Raw genomic sequence first — 18,112 nt, forward strand, 5'->3', positions numbered from 1 at the left:
TGCATTATGATAAAACCAGAGCATCAAACTAAAATGTCCAGAATCATTGCTTGGGCCATGGTGGTGGTCGCCGCATCTACGGTTCCTGCCCTTTTCGGTCGTAACGTTTGGACCTTTGGTTTTCAAGCGTTGATGTGCGTGATCGCCTTCACCCAAATCTCAAAGAAACATCCCGCTGCTCCTAAAAAGTAGCCGGATAGAATTTCCCCCTTTTAATTAGATTAGCAAACCCGTCAAGTTGGTAAGGCCAACCTGGCGGGTTTTTGCTAACTACTCTATTATCGTGGACGTCGGTAGACAAACCAGCTTACGCAAGCTACCAACCCTAACGTCACTAAACCAAACTTAATTACTAGTTGGTGATCATCGCCGGCTAAAACCGTGTCTAACCGCAGCGGAAGGGGCTGACGAGCATCGTCATCTCGCAAACTCACTCCACGGATTTCTCCTAGTCTGCTTCCGGTCCCCGAAGCCTGCTTTACGGGCGTCTTACCGGTATTTTTTTCGTTGAGATTAACCCCGGTTAACTGCGCTTGGTGTTTAAAACACCGGGCCATTGAATTAGTTGCCCGTGTTTCAAAATCAATCAAGTTGGCACCATTCAAGTCACCCAACGCCACCGCAAACCGTAGTTGGCTATACTGGGTAATTCGTTTTGGCGAGCGACTTGCCAAAACTTTAAACTTGCGACCGCTCCGATCAAATTTAACCTTTTTGACCCTGATCGAATCCGGGACTAACTGTTGGTTTATCCCGACCAAGTCCGTGTACGTTACTTGTCGGAGCGGTTGCTTTGCATAATTAAGGCGTACTCGCCAATGAATTAATTGAGGATCCTTAGTATCATACCAACCCCATGAATACACCGTTTCTCGGGAATTAGGTCCCCGATGCGGTAAAATTTTATATTTTTCGGTTCGTAAACGTGGCCAACTGACAGCTACGGTGGAAGCAGGTTTGACCCGGTCGTAGTCCCATAAAAGTCCTAATTTAAAGTTGCCGTAAATGCCACCGTCATGTTGCGTAACGTAGCGCGCTAACCGCACCGTGATTTTACCGCTCCCGCGTTGTGCATCTACCCGTCCAATCACTTGCCCATGCCGGTCTTTCAGGTTGAATTGGGCGTTGCTGACCAGTCTTAAATTTCGGGGGACTTTAAAAGTGAGTTGGTCTTGCGCCTTGACCGGTACGTTGGCAGGAATTTTAAATTCCCATTTTCCAACCAGCTTATCGTACAAACCAAAACTAGTACGATCGTCGTGTTGCGCATCTCCCAAACTTACGTTAGTAATAAATTGGTCGCCCCAATCAGTGGATGAGTACGCAATGGTTTGATTGCTTTCCCAAAAATAAATAATTGCGATCACTAATCCAAGTAGCCATCTTTTCCTCACACTAATCTCCTTTTAAAACTTAACTATTCCCAAGTTGGGTCAAAATGCGTCCGGGCCCACATACTCCGTAGGATGGTTCCCACCGCTAAAATAGCAAAGAATATCGAAACGATGGCCAACCCATGATACAGGCCGTTCCAGCTAAATCCAATCCATAACATTCCGTTTTTTTGTACGTTGGTATACATTTTTATGCCTCCTTTGATTGATCAGTATTTAAGTGGTTCCAAGTCCCCGTTGACCCCTGGAGCAATTGAAGCAACGCGCCTAAGTAAGCCAGTTGTAAAAACAAGCTATACATTAGTTCCGGCAGCATCATAAGGGCAAAAAACTTAGCCTGGAAATCTTGGTCCCAAATGGTCACCACCCGCTCGGTAGCAAAAATCACGCCAATTACAAACCACAGCAAACTAAAAATCATTAAATTTTCGAGCATCAGGTACGTGGTGAACACAATCAATCCTAAAAAAGCGAACACCGAAATTAATAACATCAACTGTTGGAAAACATACGGCAACATCATTTTGTCCCAACGTCGGCGAGTCACCTGCTGAAGCGCTCCTAAATACCAGCGGCGCCGTTGTAAATATAGCAAGCGCCACGTTGGCATAATCTCAGTCGTGCAATAACACGACAATGGCGAAATCATTTTGGCCCCCGCTGCTTTTAAATCTAGCGTTAGAGCAAAATCTTCGGTAATCGAATCCTCGCGGTAAAAGGTCCCAATTCGTTGTCGAACCTTTTGCAGCGTTTCTGCTCGGATCAACGACGCGGTCCCGGTTAAGACGAAAACTTTCTTACTACGGCGAACTTGATTGGCGTAGCGATACCACTCCAACTGCTGGCAAAACTCAATCAGCTTATTGCGGTTAGCCGTTCCGTAAAAGACGGAGCCAACTGCATCATAATCTCCCTGGACAATTACTCGCTTAGCGTGTTCAATCCAGTCTTCCGTAATCACGGTATCTGCATCACAGATAAACAAATACTGGTCCGGTCGCTGCCAATCTACGTAATTCTCCAGCGCTTGGTTCAGCGCCCCCGCCTTTCGACCTTCATTTTGCACAGTTTCAAATGCGCGGGCCCCTGCCTGTTGAGCGCGTTGGTATGTATCATCATCACAACGGTCACAAACCACAATTACTTTATCAACCTGTCTTTTTAGCGCTCGGACCGCGCGTTTAATATTTCCAGCTTCGTTGTGCGCCGGAACAATTGCCGTTACGTACATAATTTTTCATTTCTCCCCCAAGTAAAAGTATCCGCAGCTACCCTCGTTAATATGAATTCCCGCCCAAATAAGGGGTCTGGTTAATTAACGAATAAATGCTGTTTGCTAATTTCATCGTGGTTTCTCGACCACGCCGGTTACCTAACAAAACGACCGCCGTTCCCGCCGAGCGATTGAAAATAATCGATGGCTCGTATCCACGTAAAATCCCATGTCCGCGGTAATATAGCCGATTTTGATAAACTCCCCCAGCATAGACGCTTTGGGTAGAAGTTTTAAAAAGCTGCTTAACCACCTTAAGCGGGATGATCTGACCGTTCACCAGTGCCGCAAAATACCGGTACAGGTCGCCTGCGGTCATAAAAAAACTTCCGGTACCAACCTCGTTACGATAAATGTAAGCCGGGTTAAGATATGCCCGACCGTTTTTGTGGTAACTTTTTGCCACGTGCGGATTTTTAAAATTGGGCATGCTCATAATTTTAATGGGCCGCCGTAATTTAATCAGCTGTTGGAAACTGTCCTGATAGTTTAGGTGAGTAAGTTGGGTAATCACACCTACCAACAAGTGAAAATTCACCGCGTCATAATCCCAACCTTTTCGCGGGTCCACCGCCAAATGGTGCACGTAATAGTTTGTAAGCTGTTTTTCGTTTAGTGCCCGTTCCGGATCACTACTTGCTTCCAATCCCGAAGTCATCGTTAACATATCGCGGATGGTAATATTTTTAGCATTAGGAATTGTCGGATAAAAACGGGCTAGCTTTGTATCAAAAGACAACTTTCCTAACTGCACCAATTTCGCCACCATGATTGAAGTCATACTCTTTTCAATCGAGGCAATGTTATATAACGTTTTTACATCGTTAGCATGGGTGGCATCTTACTTACCATAACCCTTATGTAACAACACTTTATGATCTTTAACGATTAAAGCCGTTCCGCTAAAACGATTTTTCGTTAAAGTATAGTCCACGTTGGTAACCACATCGCCACGGGCTTTTACCACGTAACGAGTGGCCCAGCGGTCACTGAAGTAGGTGTCGTGTACCATTTTTGCTACAAATAGTACTTGTAACCCAATTATTATCCAAAACCAATATCGCTTTTTAATTGCAGCGCGACCACCTTTCTAAATTAAAATGGGTAGGGATTTAGCGAAAGCCGGCTTCGCTTTTAGTTCTTGAACTGGCCAGTGAGGGACTATCCTTTTTGACCTGAATAATTGCCATATAAACACGCAGAGGCCAGAAAAAACGATTAGTTTCTTCCAGCCTCCCGTTGTCCCCATATCCTAAGCTGCTAGGATATTCAAAATGATCCCCCCTGTACTAATTCAACGATTAGTACTTTTTCATCATATAATCCGACCCCTTGACAGTAAAGACTCCTGACGTTTCACATTTTGAAATTGATTTGAAAAACTTGAGAGAATCTGTCACTACCGGGTATCAACGCGGTTCCTTTTTTAGCCAAAATTAGAATAATATTTTAAGCAAAGGCCGGGTAGTTTGTGAGGCATAACTAAAAATCGACCATTATGCTCGAATCTGGCATAATGATCGATTAGGGTTAAACAAACTGACTTTTGGCATACGTTTTGGCTCTATTAAAGCCAATATAGCAAACGATTTATTAACTCTTTCAGCCTTTTCAGTTCAAAAATCTAATTTTTTAGCAACGTGCTCCTGGACCCCGTTCCCTCCGGTTAATAAAATCCCGCCGTCAATCGCCTAAATCGCGATTAACGGCGGGATTCAATTAATCCTCGAGAACTATCCGGGTCCTTCCGCACTCTGATTCTTAATCCTCACAATCATATCTCCCAACTGCTCCCAATCCGCCGCTAACGGTGGCGACTCCCATATCATTTGTTCACAATCTAGTTCCGCAAACGATTGGTCCGAGAGGAAGATATCCGTTTCTTCCGTTAGTTCCATCATAATTTCAATATTTAGCGGTGCAAACTGCTGCAACTGCGCCACAATATACTTCGTAAAGATTGGTCCATTCGAAAAATCTACCGTAATCTTAACCGTTCGGCTTAAAAATTTCACCGGCAAATGTTCCAATAAAATCAGCATGTACGTGTAGTACAACTGGGTTAACACGTCCTGATCGATGTATAGCTGGCGGCGTTTAGCCACCTCACCCAACAACTGCTTTACCACCGCGTCAATTGCGGGGTAAGTTTCGTTAAAAAAGGGCATTTTTGTGGGATCGACGAACGTTTCACTAAAGTAAAACGGCGAGAACACCTTTGCATTCGTTTGAGTTAAGGCTCGTTTAATTCGGCCAATCGCCTTTTCCAAACTTGCGTCCGCAAAAGTGCTGTATAAAAGTTCCGTTTGACTATCCACCAAATCCTGTAAACATTCTTGTAGCTGCGGTCCACAACATTGATCAATTGAAAAATCCAGCAGCTCGTTTACTCGACAATAAATCGTTAAGTACTGTTTTTCCCGACGCAAATCCTCGTCCTCCAGCCCCCAAAACTGATTAAGGGGACCAAAATCAGGACCATCGTCATCAGCAGCCACCGGACTTAAATCGGATAACTCTGTAAGTACGTGCCCCTGTCGAATTCTTTGAGCTTGTACAAAAGCAAAATTAACCAGTCGCTTCCGTTCGGTGTATTTAAGACACATCCCACAATCCGTACAAATTTGTTCCAAAACGGTTGGTATTTCCATTCGGTATTCACCAGGGAGCCCGTCAATTCCGTTAAAAAAATGGTGAATCACACTAAACAATACCTGTCGCAACCTTGCTTCCGTCAACGAACGATAGTTGAAAATTTCTTCGGTGAAGAGTTGCCGGATTCCCATAATATTGCGATAATAAGTTGCTCGGCTTATCCCAAAACGTTTCGTGAATTGGGCTTGAGTCCCGTAAATTCCTAATTGGGAATTAATAAAAACATTTAGACGGATCGACCTTAGCGCCATTTCTTCCAAAAGCTGTTTAAGCAATGACGTCGTCAAGCCATACATGGCAATGATCCCCTTCCCATCGTAGGCCAAGTCGATGTTTTTCAGGTTAAGTGACGCAACGGTATCTTTCAGCAAATCAAAGGCCATTAGCACTTGGTGACGGCTAACGCCTAATTCACTTTGTAGATAGCTAATTGATAGCTTCTTTTCTGGATCGTGGATGTAAAGTTCGGCCATTTGGAGCACCAATTGTTGTTCGTCGTCCAATAAACGGTTAAACTTTTCGATCATAAATAAAAACTCCTTAAGATGATTTGTTGAAGATATTTTTAAAGATCCAACTCTAAAAATATGTCTGGAGGGTTCATCATCTTGGGAACAAATCACTACCAACGGTTCTATAATTACGGTCGTAAATGGTTCATCACTAGCTTAGTCGGTGTGACCATTGGACTAAACGTTATGTTGTCCCCCATTTCCGTAGCTGCTAGTGATCAAGTATCCAAATCAACTTATCCGGCATCATCTCCTCAAATTGCACCGCAAGAGGCCGCAAGCCGGCCGCCGAGGTTAGATTACTGGGGATCATCTGCTAGTGCGATCGCCTCATCATCAGCCGATCCGCACCATTATTTTTGGGGAAATAAGCACCATCACCATCATTGGCATCACCATTGCCATGCAACGGTTAGCGTACGGTACGTTGACCAGTCCGGCCATTTGCTAGGAACCGGGCAAGCGTACTATCCGCACGGCCCCCACGTTGGCGAGCCTTACGTTAGTCAGCCCCGGTCCATTAAAAATTACCGGCTAGTCGGTACTGCGCCTGATAGTCTTCCAACTCGGGGAAGACTTAACAAAGATGGCGACAACGGTATGGTTACTTATATTTACGCTCCAATATACCACTTCAAAGCTAAAACTATCAACGAAACTATACATTATGTGATAAAAATGGCCAAACGGTTGCGCCAACCCACGTAGCCCAGCCCATTACCTTTGTGTCCGTTGATAATTTAGCTGAACATGTGACAAAAAACTATTTTTCGAATACCTCGACTGATTTTCAAATGGATGATCAAGGCAATCCTCGGGATTCTGAAAATTGGCATAGTGGTACGCAAGCTACTTTTACCGAGGTACCCGACCCGTTGCCCCATGGTTACCAACTAACGGATCCAGCTAAGGATGCGGTACCGGCCACGCCCGTAACTCCTGCTAGTACCGACTTAAACATCACGGTCCGTTACCAATTAAAAAAGAAAACGGCCGTAATCCGGTGGATTGACGACCGGACGGGAAAAATAGTTTCTTCCAAAACGGTCAACGTGGATGTTAAGCATCCCCAAGCCAATTTAACTGAGACCTTCGATCATCAAGACTATCGCTTAGTCAGCAGTGATTTGCCGCAGGGATCGCTCACTTTTGATGAAATTAAGGAATCTGGTCACCTTTACGAAGTTCATTTACGTTCTCAAACGCCACCAGTCCTTCCTGCGGAGGTTAAACCTACTCCTTCGGAAATGTCGTCATCATCCCAGCCTGTAACGCCACCTACTTTGGCGCCGGCGGAGCAGCGTCCTGCGCTACCAGTCAGCCCCTTACAACGGGCAACGCCGGCGATTCAACCAGCGGTCGCCTGGCGTCATCCGCAGCAGCTAAGTAAGTCGCTTTCTAGTAGCTCAAGTCGCCCGCAGTCTGCTCAATCACAACCACGTTATCCGGTTCCTACGGGCACGATTCCGCTGGCGGTGAATGATCAGCAGCCTGCTCCGGTGCCAGATTTACTTGCCCGTTTGAATTTAAAACGGTATTTCCCAAGGGATCACCATCCCGTACTGGCTTTCGATGATTGGAATAACCACGTCCAAAAAATAATTAAGTTAAACGGAGATACAAAAAGCCACACTCAGCTGGGCCAGGTGTGGTATAAAATGTCGGGTAGGTTGGTAATGGGGCAAAGAGTGCGGAAGAGCCCGGGTAGTCTTTGAGGATAACAGAATTTCAGCATTAATCGCGGTTTTAGCGATTGATGCTGAAATTTAGTTATCCGGAGAAGACTGGGGTCTGGAGCACGTTTTGACTACATCGCAGAGAAGCACGACATTAATTGCGGTTTTAGCAATTGATGTCGTAATTTAGTTAACCGGAAGGAATTGGGTTTCCGAACACGTTTCGGCTGCATTGCAGAGCAAATCCACCGTTACCCCGGTCATATAAATGCGGGTACCAGAAATAATTATCCTTCCGTAATTTATTTCTTCAAAAATGCCAAAAAAGATTTAAAATAAAACTGGAGTTGGACATTAAGAATCCAACTCCAGTTTTTTAGCTATTTTTGAAACCCGTTTACGTAATTTAACCGGTTTGCTATAGCTACTCTGCAATTATCCCCCAATAAAAGCAAAGTTCTTCTGTATGCGTCTACTCCCCACTAAGTGGGACAAAGGTATTTTAAAAATTATTTGTTTAAGTTTACTGCGACCCCTTGGTGAATGCATTCTCGGCCAACAATCTTTAAAACTTGATTGAGGCACTATTGCGATTCGAACTTCGGAGTCCGGTTTTCCATAAAATCAAAGATATTCACTACCGTTGCTTGCCACATCCGTTTTTTCACCGGAATTGACTGCCAAAACATTGGTTTATCGGCAAGTACTTCGTTAAAAATATCTGTCAAAGCTGCTGCCGTTTGCCGCAATTTTTGCCGACTTTTGTAAATTTCAAAATCGACAACTTTGTTATTTACTTGGCTATTTTCCCTGTGAAAAATTTGTGGTCCCATGTGAATTATCCCCCTTAAAAGCTATTACCTGTAACTAATGCTACCATCACTTTAAACTTTATTTATACCTTTGATTAGTTAAAACTTAACTTGTGTTGTTATAATATACTTTAAAATTCAAAAGTGCAAGCGTTTTATAGCTCCATTTCACAAAAAGTATCAATTTCACAAACTTTCCCGCTCAAAATATTAATTTACCGGCCTTAACCATCAAGGCACTTTAGCGATTCACAAGCAAACTTTTCTTGCGTATTTCATTTTTTTACTTAGTATAGGCGTCTATTTTGAAATCTCGTTTCAAAATAGCTGACATAACAAAAAAACGTGGCCAATTTCGTAAAGAAAATGGTCACGTATTTGGGGGACATTATGTTAGTTTATTCTTTATAAAGTTAAGTTTAAAAGTAGTCACTACGTTGCTAACCTGCCAAACACTGCGCCAGTTTCTTAGCAACTAGCCACCCTTAACTTCATCACAGAAATAATTTTGTGTGTTCAGTCACTGTCTCCTGACTGCCTCACCAACTTATTGGTGTTGGTGCTTATACTTAGCTCTTCTTTCTTGGTTGATTTTCCTTAACTCTCGCTGTGCTTGAGCCAAGGTCATTTGTGGGCCGCAACCTAGAACTTCTTCCATTCCTTCACGGGTAACCAACCAACTATTTCCAAACTTGCGAATGGTTCCTTCAGGAAATACTTTTGTCCCGTTAATTTTTAAATGGCGAACAAAATTTTGCGACTTTCCCCACATCATTGCCGCTTCGCTGGCACTATATACCTCTAATTCGCGCAAATCGATGCCCATAAAAATAACTCCCTTAATTAAATCGTTGCTACATTTGTTGTTTCCGACCATAGCTCGGCCACATTTTTAAACCAGGGGTTGAAATGGATCAATTGATTATCTAAACCACGCAGTTAAACCATCATCTAATATCATAATTTTTCGCGTCGTTTGGTAAACCCCGTCTACATTAGGTAGTATATATCATCACCCGGAAGTAAATTTCTCATAATTTTTGTTTTCTAGAAAAAATGGTCACTCGGCACCATTTTCCGTCTATGCATCAGTTTACCTAGTCGAATTTAAACTTTTTGAGATTATTAACTAATTTAACTTAATTTGTACATAAAGTGATAGTTATAAAACTTATTAATTCGACATGTACTCAAAGATTTCCCGTCCCGCGTAAATAATCTAGCTAACCCTAATCCATCCCCGTTTTTCGCTAAGCGTTGCAATTTGTATCGCAGATATGTCTTATATGTCAGACAAAATTAACACTATAAAGTTTAAAAATTACTACCAACTGTTTTTAATGCCAAATTCAATTGTGACAACGTTCAACAAGCGGTATTATTACTAATAGAAGAGAGCTAGGAGGTATTTATGGATCCAATACTATTAATGGATAAAAAAGATCAATTATCTTTTGAAATTTTATCCTTAATCAACCGTGCCGCGGACGCACCTGTCAACATGGATCACGTTGCGGACAAGCTAGGAGTAAGCTCGTACAAATTAAATGCTGCGTTAAGTACCATTAACACTGATTTACGCGAACTCGCTCCCCAGCAAAACATCCACATTAACGAATTACAAAAGGGGCTGTGGCAAGCACAAAACCTTTCCAGTTTAGTAATCAATAAGATCCGATTGGTGTACGTATTACGTTCTCCCCTCTTACCTGTGTTTGAGTATTTAATGTTTTATGAAAACCTAAAGACTCCTAACCAGTACTTACAGGACACTCCAATTAGCCGATCAGTATTTTACCGACAAATTAAAATGTTGAATAAAATCATCGCTAATTATTCTAAGGACAATCCTAAAAATGGAAAAGTGGGAGAAGAATTTCATCAGCGGTTACTTTTATTTCAGTTTTACTATAGCCTTTACAACGGACTCGACTCGCCATTTCCTGAACTAAGTGACCTAGTTGACCAAATCGTTCAAGCATGCCAACCTTATTTCACGCATCCCTTACGATTAAGTCAAAAATTTAAATTGTCAATCTTTTTGCGAATCTGGATTCTTCGACATCGTAATCAAAACTACAACGAAACCTTAACCGTTGATGTTGACGAAAGTAACGACCAATATCAGCAGTTGTCTCAACGTTTACAACGCGTTCTCGGCCGTCATTTTAATCTAGATAGGTATGAAATGAGTTATTTCTACGGCTTTTTGCTTGCGAAGGGTTACATTACCGACTCTAGCAACCGGGTTATATCAAATAACTTTCCTTTAGCAACCCAGTTAACTAACAGTCTTATTCAGTGGCTAAAGGACTACCCCATTACGTCAACTTTGGACAAAAACACCGAAGAGTCCCTTCGCCACGATTTGATTAACGTTAACCTTCAATTAACTTCATTTTATATTGAGCCCTCTACTTTCGTACGGGAAAATTCCATCAAGTTTTTCGGGAAAACTTACCCATCGTTTGACATCCTAATTCATCGATTTTTACAGAGTATTCAGACTGAACACGAGATTACCCTGGACGCTCCTAAGTGGGTTAACCTTTACTACGGTTATATGTTTGCGTTAATCAATAACATCCCCGCCCGTTTATTAAAAGAACGAGTTTACGTGGCGGTTGATTTTTCTCAAGGAGATTTATATACCGAATATGTAATCAACTCTTTAGACGCATTTCATCATGCAAATATTATTATTGAGACAAACATCTCTAATAATACGGATATTTTTGTGTCCGATATTTATTCGCAATCTGTAAAGCAACCTCAATTAACTTGGGAAGACCCTCCTACACCAGAAGACTGGACTAATTTAGGGGACATCATCGAAAATGTTCGGGCTAAAAAAGCTTTTGCATTATTTAACCAACCAATTTACTAATGATTAATAAGATTAAGGAGAAATCAAAGAATGTCTAATAAAAATTCAAGTAAAAAGTTCACAACTCTTTTGCGGTCGACATTTGCCTTTTCCTTAGCTACCATGGGGATCGTTAGCGCCCCTCTGCTTAAAAACACGGTTTTACACTGCCGATTACCATTGGCAGAATTAATCGCTCATGCTGATGAAACCCCTGACTTAAGCTCCATTTACTATGACGACGATACAAATACGTTCACCAGCAGAGATAAAAGTTGGTCAGTGCAAGTTAATGGTAGGATTTACTCTTTGTTAATTAATCATTTGGGAAGCTATCGCTCTGTCACTCCCGATACTGAAGGAGTAATGCTGTTTAAGCTGGACTCCCCGCCGGTCAACGCATCCTATACTTTGTCCGTTGGCGACCAAGTTATCAATACGGGAGCTATCCATCCGATTAATTTAAACGGGCATACTTACTATGGAGCTACCCTTTCCAAAACGATTATTCAAAAATTAGTCCACGAAGTAGTGCGCACGAAAACTTCCGGACGTATTACATTTACAAATATTCACGGAGTACTTCCTATTTCTGACTTTCCAATGGACGTAAATACGACTTTAAACGTTTCGTTGCCAGCAGCAGAGTATTATACTGACGACCAAACCCTTGCTGATCACGTTGCTGGATTGAAACTCAGTCTAACGGATTCAGACGGAAAAGTAGTCGACAGAGTCCCCATTGAAAAAGATTGGATTGAAACCAAAAAGGATTCCAATTTACCGGGGACTTACCAATACACTTTAAACAACCTCGGTATCCAAGCGTTACGGAAAAAGTTAAGCGATATGGGCGGAGATTACTGGGTTTACCACCAGCACTATACGTTGGGCGACGTCGGAACCGGAAAAGTTACCGTACTACCTAAAAATCCGACGGAAGTAACTGCCACAGTTAGTTACGTAGACGCCACTACTGGTAAAACGGTCTCGACCGATAAAATCAGGGGCTTTATTAACGATGTGGGAATTTATCAAGTTCGCTTGCCTAAGGGATATCAATTAGCTACAGGACAGCTTCAAAAAATCAAATATAGGCTTGCTGCCAGCCGTTCGGACAACCTGACCGTTAAGGTAATCCAAGCCTCGGATGATTCATCAGATTCAGGCGATAATTCATCTAGCGGCGATGACCATTCTTCGTCGGATAATGGTTCATCCGGCGACGACCACTCTTCGTCAGATAACGGTTCATCTGGTGACGACCACTCTTCGTCAGATAACGGTTCATCTGGTGATGACCATTCTTCGTCAGATAATGGTTCATCCGGCGACGACCACTCTTCGTCAGATAACGGTTCGTCCGGCGACGACCACTCTTCGTCAGATAACGGTTCATCCGGTGACGACCATTCTTCAAAAGATAATGGTTCATCTGGGGACGACCACTCTTCGTCAGATAATAGTTCATCCGGTGACGACCATTCTTCGTCAGATAACGGTTCATCTGGGGACGACCACTCTTCGTCAGATAATGGTTCATCCGGCGACGACCATTCTTCAAAAGATAATAGTTCATCCGGTGACGACCATTCTTCAAAAGATAATGGTTCTGGTAAGGATGACCACCAAAGTGACCATTCTGATGAACCTGGTTCAGCTAGCTCTAGTAACGGTAAGGCTTCGTCGAACAATTCCGCGGATTCTTCGAGTTCCGCGGCTAGCCATCATCATTCAAGTAACCATTCTGACCATCAAGGAAGTTCACGGAAACCTTCGCACGGAACGTCATCTAGTTCCCATAAAACGGCTTCTGCTTCTCCAAAACGAGGCACGGTAACCATTGCGTTCGTTGATGGAAATGGTCACGTGGTTGACCAACAAATTTACAGTGGTTGGCAAAATACGCGGGTTCCTTTTGAACTTTCTGACCACATCTTAGGTTTCTTGCGGCATGGCTACGATTTAGTTTCGCCAGGAACGCCACTCAGCCAACTAAAATTTGGCGCCGGCAACGCTACTTATCAGGTTGGATTACAAAAACGGGATACACCTATATTTACGAACGCGTTAGCCGCTAGCAAATCTGCGGATCAATCGACCGCTAATCAGCAACCTGCTAAAAAAGCTAACCAACGTTCTCATTCTAAAAATAGCGATCACCCCGTTTTAGTAGAAGAGTTAACCCAACAATCTCGGCTACAGGAAAATCTAGCTAAGCAACACTTTTCCGCAAAACATAATCTGGTTGATCCACGTTTACAATCACCTTTAGCGCCGCCTGACGGTGCTGCGAATAACTTCTTTAGCGGCTCCCACGGTGGTGGCGGTGGCGGAAACGGTGACGAAATTGATCCTGACCTAGGGGCCTTCTTCACTGCATTAGCTGGCAAAGTTAATTTTACGCAACAAACCTAGTTTTGCTGGGCATTTTTCAGCAACCTAAAGTAAAAACTCTAAGCATTAAATTTGTAAAACATCCCCCCTATCCTTTATATTGGCATCACACCAAAGAATAGGGGGGAATTTTATGTTTCGACACCAAAAAGAATTACAATTTGAAGCTAAGCCTACTCAACCTGATCCAACGGTTGCCAAGTATTTACAAGAATTAATTGGCGGTCAATATGGAGAAATGAGCGTGGCCATGCAGTACCTCTTCCAGGGCTGGAGTTGCCGCGGAGAAGCTAAGTATAAGGACATGATCCTCGACATTGCTACCGAAGAAATTGGACACGTAGAAATGTTAGCTACTATGGTAGCGCGTCTACTAGAAGATGCACCTGTCGAAGACCAACAGGCGGCAATGGAACAAGATCCCGTAGTTGGGGCAGTGATTGCCGGTATGAATCCACAACATGCGATTGTAGCAGGGTTAGGACCGCGTCCAGCTGATAGTGTAGGGAATCCATGGAGCGGAGCATACATCATTTCTAGTGGCAATTTACTTGCTGACTTCCGCGCCAACCTTAATGCAGAATCACAAGGCCGTTTGCAAGCGGCACGGATTTACGAAATGGTCGACGATCCAGGGGTGAAAGATCTCTTAGCCGTACTTCTTGCCCGGGATAGCTACCACCAAAATCAATGGGCGGCAGCAATCAAAGAACTAGAGGAACAAGTTGGAACGATTCTGGTGCCAAGCGATTTCCCACGTGAAAAAGAGCGTAAGGACATTGCCTACGACTTCTACAACTTCTCTAAGGGAGATGAAAGTAGCCAAGGTGCTTGGGCACATGGTGAAGCTCTTGATGGCGAAGGCGAATACAAGTGGCAGGCAGAGCCTAAGGCGGAAGGTCAAGCTCCTGACTTAAAACCTGTTAACCCTAAAATGTATGGTTCTTAAACAAAAATAAGAATCCACCACCTTTTTTCATTTAAAAATCCCAAAAGTCCTAGTTACCCAGGTTACGTAAAACTGGATAACTAGGACTTTTATTTATCCTTAAAACTAATTATCAGTATTTTCTGCGATAATCTTTAACGCCTTTTGACCAACTTTTCGCCGCCGTTTGGAAATGCTCTGGGGGCTCACCCCCTCTCGTTGGGCGATTTCTCGGCCCGATAATTGCTTCACGTACCGGTAATATAAAAAACGTTTTTCCGGAGGCGTACAAATTGCGTAAACCCGTTGGAATAAGTCGTCGGCTAACACCTGTTGCTCACGGGAGGAACAGCGGTATTGCCGCGGAAGGTTAGTCACGTCCGTGGACAGTTCGGCAGTTTGCCAGTTTTTAACCATCGTCTGGCGTTTCAATAAATTAAGTGTCCGCCAATAGATTGCTTGGTAGGCAAACACCCGAAACTCCTTTAAGTCACTTTCGGGATTTTGGGGAAAGCGGACGTACGCGCGGGCGTAGGTTAGCCGTGCTTCCTGTAAAAAATCTTCAAAATCCGGTTGATACGGGCGAATGTTTAGTTTCTTTAGTGCACCAAACACTATTTTTTGGTTTCCGTTAGTTAATAAGTGGTCTAATCCTGCTTTTAAAGTACGATTTTTTGGTAACATAGCTTGAATCTCCTAAAGTAAAAGATCCAAGGGCCCTTGGTCACTGTTTATAATACGTAACCGACTTTGCAAATATAATGGGACACTTTTAGCTCTAAAACTGCAGTTTTCGCTCAAAAAAGTGTAATTTGCCGTTAAAATGAGATTACCATTAAAAAATCGCAAATTAATGAGACCAAAAAAACGGAAACTCGAATTTCATTTCTCGAAATCAAGTTTCCGTTTGGTATAAATTATAAAGTTTTTAAAAATTAGTCGATCTACAGCATCTTTTTAAACCTTATGCGGGCCGTCGACAATTTTGGCTTCATAAAAGTCAGCCGCATAGCCAAAACGGTCTTGGTATTTTTGCCCCACCGTTTTTACTAACTCGTCGACTTGATCCTTTTCGATTAGGGCAATTGCGCACCCGCCAAAACCGCCGCCGATCATGCGAGCTCCAAGCACTCCTGGTGATTGCCAAGCTTCGTCTACAAGCATGTCTAACTCCGGAGCACTGACTTCGTAGTCGAATTGTAAAGAGACGTGTGAAGCACTCACCAACCGCCCGAAGAGCTTTAGGTCGCCTTGTTTGAGGGCTTCCCGGGCTTCGATAGTTCGCTGATTTTCAAAAACCGCGTGACGGGCCCGCTTAATCAACGTTTCGTCGTTAATCAGGTAGGCGTACTGGTCGAACGCATCCTTAGTTAATTCACCTAGTGCGTTAATGTTTAGTTTGGTTTGCAACCGCCGCAACGCTTCTTCACATTCCGCACGGCGGGTATTGTACTCGGAATTAACTAATTCATGCGGTTTATTGGTATTCATGATCAAAATTACGTTATTATTCAAATCTAACGGTGCGTAGTCATATTCCATGGTGTTGGTATCTAGGAAAGTGGCTTCGTTTCGCCGTCCCATTTCAACCGCAAATTGATCCATAATTCCTGAATTAACCTTAATATAGTTATTTTCGACTCGTTGCCCCGCCTTGACGAGTTCAATCGGCGTAATCCGCAAGTTAAACTGGTCGTTTAAAATGGTGCCCATCAGCATTTCAATCGAGGCTGATGATGACAACCCCGCCCCATCCGGTAGATCACCTTCCAAATACAACTCAAAACCATGATCATAATCGTGAGAGAGTTCGCGAATTTCTAGCATCATTCCACGTAAATAGTTGCTCCACTTATATTTCGCATCGTACTCAAGATCGTTAACGTCAAATTCGATAATGCCAGTATCCGGGAGGTTACCTGAATACATCTTCACCTGCGTATCATCACGACCACGGTACGCGCCGTAAGTTCCCAGGCTAATCGCACAAGGAAAGACGTGACCACCGTTATAATCGGTATGCTCACCGATTAAATTAATTCGTCCTGGTGAAAAATAGACTTCTTCAGCTTCAGTTTTGAAAATTTGATGGAACTTTTCTGCAATTGCTTCTTTAAGCATAATTATCCTCCAAATTGGTTTCATTCTGTTACGGGAAACGGTTTCACGTAGTATTCTACACCAATTTTCAGTAGGATTAAACGAAACGCTACCAGACGCGGTTTAACGCGCATCCCAATCAATCGGACTTTGCGCAGCTAAGATTTGATCAATTTGCGTGAGTTCATCATCAGTAAAGTCGCGGTTTTTGAGTGCATTGACGTTGTTAATTACCTGCTGTACCCGACTTGCACCAATTAATACACTTGCTACCACTGGCTTCCGCAAGTTCCACGCTAACGCCATTTGTGCCAAACTTTGTCCCCGCTTTTTCGCAACTTCGTTTAATTTTTTGACGGTTTCAAGGGTCTCTTCCACTTGTACAGGACTCAAGAACGGAATGGTTTGCTTCTTTGCGCGTGAATTTTCGTCAATTCCTTGTAAATATTTATCCGTTAGCAATCCTTGCGACAATGAACTGTAACTAGTTGCCGCCTTCCCTTCGCGTTCCAAAACGGGGAAGAGGTCCGTTTCTACGTCCCGGTTAAACATGTTGTAACGGGGTTGGTTAATAATAAATGGTGTTCGTAACTCTTTGAAAATCTTAGTGATTGCCGCCGTTTGTTCTCCGTTATAGTTGGAAATTCCCACATAAAGAGCTTTCCCAGAACGAACCAGCTGGTCTAATGCTAACGCTGTTTCTTCAACAGGAGTCTTCGGATCCGCACGGTGGCTGTAGAATATATCAAAATAATCTAAACCAGTCCGTTTTAAGCTTTGGTCCGCACTCGCGATAATGCTCTTCCGGGATCCCCAATTTCCATAAGGTCCGGGCCACATTACAAACCCCGCCTTACTGGCAATTATCATTTCGTCGCGATAGTGGTGTAAATCACTTTTCATAATCCGTCCAAAATTTTCTTCGGCACTCCCTGGAATGGGTCCGTAATTATTAGCTAAATCAAAGTAGGTGATTCCTAGGTCAAAAGCTTTAAATAGAATTTCCTTTTGATTTTCTAACGGATCCACGCTACCAAAGTTATTCCAAAGGCCTAACCCAATCGCGGATAACTTCAATCCACTGTTACCCACCCGATTATAAATCATATTGTCATAACGCTGTTCACTAGCTTTATACATTATTACTCCTCCTTTTTGATCACTCGTCACAGCAACAATACAGCTTATAAAAATAAAATACAAGTAACCGTTTCACTTCTTATAGAAAAAACACTTACTCTTAGCCCTGGAGTTTCCTAATTTACTTTATTAGAACACAAAAAAGAGCCTTCCTTTCGGAAGACCCTTGAGTTTGCATGGCAACGTCCTACCCTCGCAGGGGGCGATCCCCCAACTACTCTTGGCGTTAAGAAGCTTGACTTCTGTGTTCGACATGGGAACAGGTATATCCTTCTCACTATCGTCACCACACTCTGTGCTAACTTACGTTATCACTTGAGAAAACTTTTGTCCTCTCAAAACTGAATAATATCTACATT

At 43.0% G+C, this 18,112-nt stretch carries 17 protein-coding genes and 1 rRNA gene; 6 read left to right on the top strand and 12 right to left on the bottom strand.

Features of this window, described 5'->3' with window-relative positions; translation table 11 throughout:
* The first annotated feature begins 6 nt into the window (after positions 1–6).
* Positions 7–192 (top strand): hypothetical protein, encoded by a 186-nt coding sequence (locus I6H64_RS08425; RefSeq protein ID WP_024862722.1) that lies wholly within the window; start codon positions 7–9, stop codon positions 190–192.
* Positions 193–278: 86 nt separating this feature from the next.
* On the opposite strand, the gene I6H64_RS08430 is transcribed toward I6H64_RS08425, so the two are convergent.
* The 6 genes from I6H64_RS08430 to I6H64_RS08450 form a co-directional block, all read right to left on the bottom strand.
* A complete protein-coding gene (locus tag I6H64_RS08430; protein WP_036685796.1) occupies positions 279–1,394 on the bottom strand; it encodes a collagen binding domain-containing protein in 1,116 nt (371 codons plus the stop codon).
* 23 nt (positions 1,395–1,417) lie between these two features.
* Positions 1,418–1,582: a hypothetical protein gene (locus I6H64_RS08435; protein WP_002830834.1), complete on the bottom strand. Its 165-nt coding sequence runs from the start codon at positions 1,580–1,582 to the stop codon at positions 1,418–1,420.
* Between the two features lie 2 nt (positions 1,583–1,584).
* On the bottom strand, positions 1,585–2,625 hold the full coding sequence (locus I6H64_RS08440) for a glycosyltransferase family 2 protein (protein WP_008842235.1): 1,041 nt from the start codon (positions 2,623–2,625) through the stop codon (positions 1,585–1,587).
* A 46-nt stretch (positions 2,626–2,671) separates the two neighbouring features.
* A complete protein-coding gene (locus tag I6H64_RS08445) occupies positions 2,672–3,436 on the bottom strand; it encodes a serine hydrolase domain-containing protein (protein WP_232623497.1) in 765 nt (254 codons plus the stop codon).
* Between the two features lie 72 nt (positions 3,437–3,508).
* Entirely contained in the window at positions 3,509–3,679 is a 171-nt protein-coding gene (locus I6H64_RS10170; protein ID WP_008842233.1) for a hypothetical protein, read from the bottom strand.
* A gap of 721 nt (positions 3,680–4,400) precedes the next feature.
* The gene (locus I6H64_RS08450) at positions 4,401–5,849 is read right to left on the bottom strand and encodes a hypothetical protein (RefSeq protein WP_056985149.1); all 1,449 of its coding nucleotides are present in this window, start codon (positions 5,847–5,849) and stop codon (positions 4,401–4,403) included.
* An 81-nt stretch (positions 5,850–5,930) separates the two neighbouring features.
* Here I6H64_RS08450 and I6H64_RS10175 point away from each other — a divergent pair, with 81 nt between their 5' ends.
* Positions 5,931–6,542, top strand: a complete 612-nt coding sequence (locus tag I6H64_RS10175) for a MucBP domain-containing protein (protein WP_232623498.1) — start codon at positions 5,931–5,933, stop codon at positions 6,540–6,542.
* A gap of 44 nt (positions 6,543–6,586) precedes the next feature.
* Entirely contained in the window at positions 6,587–7,549 is a 963-nt protein-coding gene (locus tag I6H64_RS10180) for a hypothetical protein (RefSeq protein WP_232623499.1), read from the top strand.
* Positions 7,550–8,094: 545 nt separating this feature from the next.
* Here I6H64_RS10180 and I6H64_RS08460 read toward each other — a convergent pair.
* Together I6H64_RS08460 and I6H64_RS08465 are read right to left on the bottom strand one after the other, a co-directional pair.
* Positions 8,095–8,343 (bottom strand): hypothetical protein, encoded by a 249-nt coding sequence (locus tag I6H64_RS08460; RefSeq protein WP_002830829.1) that lies wholly within the window; start codon positions 8,341–8,343, stop codon positions 8,095–8,097.
* A 526-nt stretch (positions 8,344–8,869) separates the two neighbouring features.
* Positions 8,870–9,148 carry a helix-turn-helix domain-containing protein gene (locus I6H64_RS08465; RefSeq protein WP_024862726.1) on the bottom strand — a complete coding sequence of 93 codons (279 nt, stop codon included), beginning with the start codon at positions 9,146–9,148 and terminating at the stop codon, positions 8,870–8,872.
* Positions 9,149–9,733: 585 nt separating this feature from the next.
* On the opposite strand from I6H64_RS08465, the gene I6H64_RS08470 reads away from it, so the two are divergent.
* From I6H64_RS08470 to I6H64_RS08480, 3 genes are all read left to right on the top strand, one after another.
* Complete coding sequence (locus I6H64_RS08470; RefSeq protein WP_056985147.1) at positions 9,734–11,209, top strand: BglG family transcription antiterminator; 1,476 nt, start codon at positions 9,734–9,736, stop codon at positions 11,207–11,209.
* A 30-nt stretch (positions 11,210–11,239) separates the two neighbouring features.
* Positions 11,240–13,606: a hypothetical protein gene (locus I6H64_RS08475; RefSeq protein WP_056985145.1), complete on the top strand. Its 2,367-nt coding sequence runs from the start codon at positions 11,240–11,242 to the stop codon at positions 13,604–13,606.
* 112 nt (positions 13,607–13,718) lie between these two features.
* Entirely contained in the window at positions 13,719–14,534 is an 816-nt protein-coding gene (locus I6H64_RS08480; protein ID WP_002830662.1) for a manganese catalase, read from the top strand.
* A gap of 105 nt (positions 14,535–14,639) precedes the next feature.
* Here the strand turns inward: I6H64_RS08480 and I6H64_RS08485 are convergent, their stop codons facing one another.
* The 4 genes from I6H64_RS08485 to rrf all read right to left on the bottom strand — a co-directional run bounded on the left by I6H64_RS08485 (position 14,640) and on the right by rrf (position 18,044).
* Positions 14,640–15,197, bottom strand: coding sequence for a sigma-70 family RNA polymerase sigma factor (locus I6H64_RS08485; protein WP_008842455.1), 558 nt, complete (start codon positions 15,195–15,197; stop codon positions 14,640–14,642).
* 273 nt (positions 15,198–15,470) lie between these two features.
* On the bottom strand, positions 15,471–16,634 hold the full coding sequence (locus I6H64_RS08490) for a galactokinase (RefSeq protein ID WP_036671384.1): 1,164 nt from the start codon (positions 16,632–16,634) through the stop codon (positions 15,471–15,473).
* A gap of 102 nt (positions 16,635–16,736) precedes the next feature.
* Positions 16,737–17,753: an aldo/keto reductase gene (locus I6H64_RS08495; RefSeq protein ID WP_056985143.1), complete on the bottom strand. Its 1,017-nt coding sequence runs from the start codon at positions 17,751–17,753 to the stop codon at positions 16,737–16,739.
* Positions 17,754–17,927: 174 nt separating this feature from the next.
* A 5S ribosomal RNA gene (rrf, locus tag I6H64_RS08500) occupies positions 17,928–18,044 on the bottom strand.
* Positions 18,045–18,112 lie beyond the last annotated feature (68 nt).

Origin of the sequence: Pediococcus acidilactici (assembly GCF_016127815.1) — a bacterium.
GTDB classification, from domain to species: Bacteria; Bacillota; Bacilli; order Lactobacillales; family Lactobacillaceae; genus Pediococcus; species Pediococcus acidilactici.

What these genes read in the sequence shown, in the direction of transcription:
- I6H64_RS08440 (WP_008842235.1), bottom strand. Translation starts at nt 2,625, where the DNA reads ATGTACGTAACGGCAATTGTTCCGGCGCACAACGAAGCTGGAAATATT.
- I6H64_RS08445 (WP_232623497.1), bottom strand. Translation starts at nt 3,436, where the DNA reads ATGGTGGCGAAATTGGTGCAGTTAGGAAAGTTGTCTTTTGATACAAAG.
- I6H64_RS08470 (WP_056985147.1), top strand. Translation starts at nt 9,734, where the DNA reads ATGGATCCAATACTATTAATGGATAAAAAAGATCAATTATCTTTTGAA.
- I6H64_RS08475 (WP_056985145.1), top strand. Translation starts at nt 11,240, where the DNA reads ATGTCTAATAAAAATTCAAGTAAAAAGTTCACAACTCTTTTGCGGTCG.
- I6H64_RS08465 (WP_024862726.1), bottom strand. Translation starts at nt 9,148, where the DNA reads ATGGGCATCGATTTGCGCGAATTAGAGGTATATAGTGCCAGCGAAGCG.
- I6H64_RS08435 (WP_002830834.1), bottom strand. Translation starts at nt 1,582, where the DNA reads ATGTATACCAACGTACAAAAAAACGGAATGTTATGGATTGGATTTAGC.
- I6H64_RS08450 (WP_056985149.1), bottom strand. Translation starts at nt 5,849, where the DNA reads ATGATCGAAAAGTTTAACCGTTTATTGGACGACGAACAACAATTGGTG.
- I6H64_RS08425 (WP_024862722.1), top strand. Translation starts at nt 7, where the DNA reads ATGATAAAACCAGAGCATCAAACTAAAATGTCCAGAATCATTGCTTGG.
- I6H64_RS08495 (WP_056985143.1), bottom strand. Translation starts at nt 17,753, where the DNA reads ATGTATAAAGCTAGTGAACAGCGTTATGACAATATGATTTATAATCGG.
- I6H64_RS08485 (WP_008842455.1), bottom strand. Translation starts at nt 15,197, where the DNA reads ATGTTACCAAAAAATCGTACTTTAAAAGCAGGATTAGACCACTTATTA.
- I6H64_RS08460 (WP_002830829.1), bottom strand. Translation starts at nt 8,343, where the DNA reads ATGGGACCACAAATTTTTCACAGGGAAAATAGCCAAGTAAATAACAAA.
- I6H64_RS08490 (WP_036671384.1), bottom strand. Translation starts at nt 16,634, where the DNA reads ATGCTTAAAGAAGCAATTGCAGAAAAGTTCCATCAAATTTTCAAAACT.
- I6H64_RS08480 (WP_002830662.1), top strand. Translation starts at nt 13,719, where the DNA reads ATGTTTCGACACCAAAAAGAATTACAATTTGAAGCTAAGCCTACTCAA.
- I6H64_RS10170 (WP_008842233.1), bottom strand. Translation starts at nt 3,679, where the DNA reads ATGGTACACGACACCTACTTCAGTGACCGCTGGGCCACTCGTTACGTG.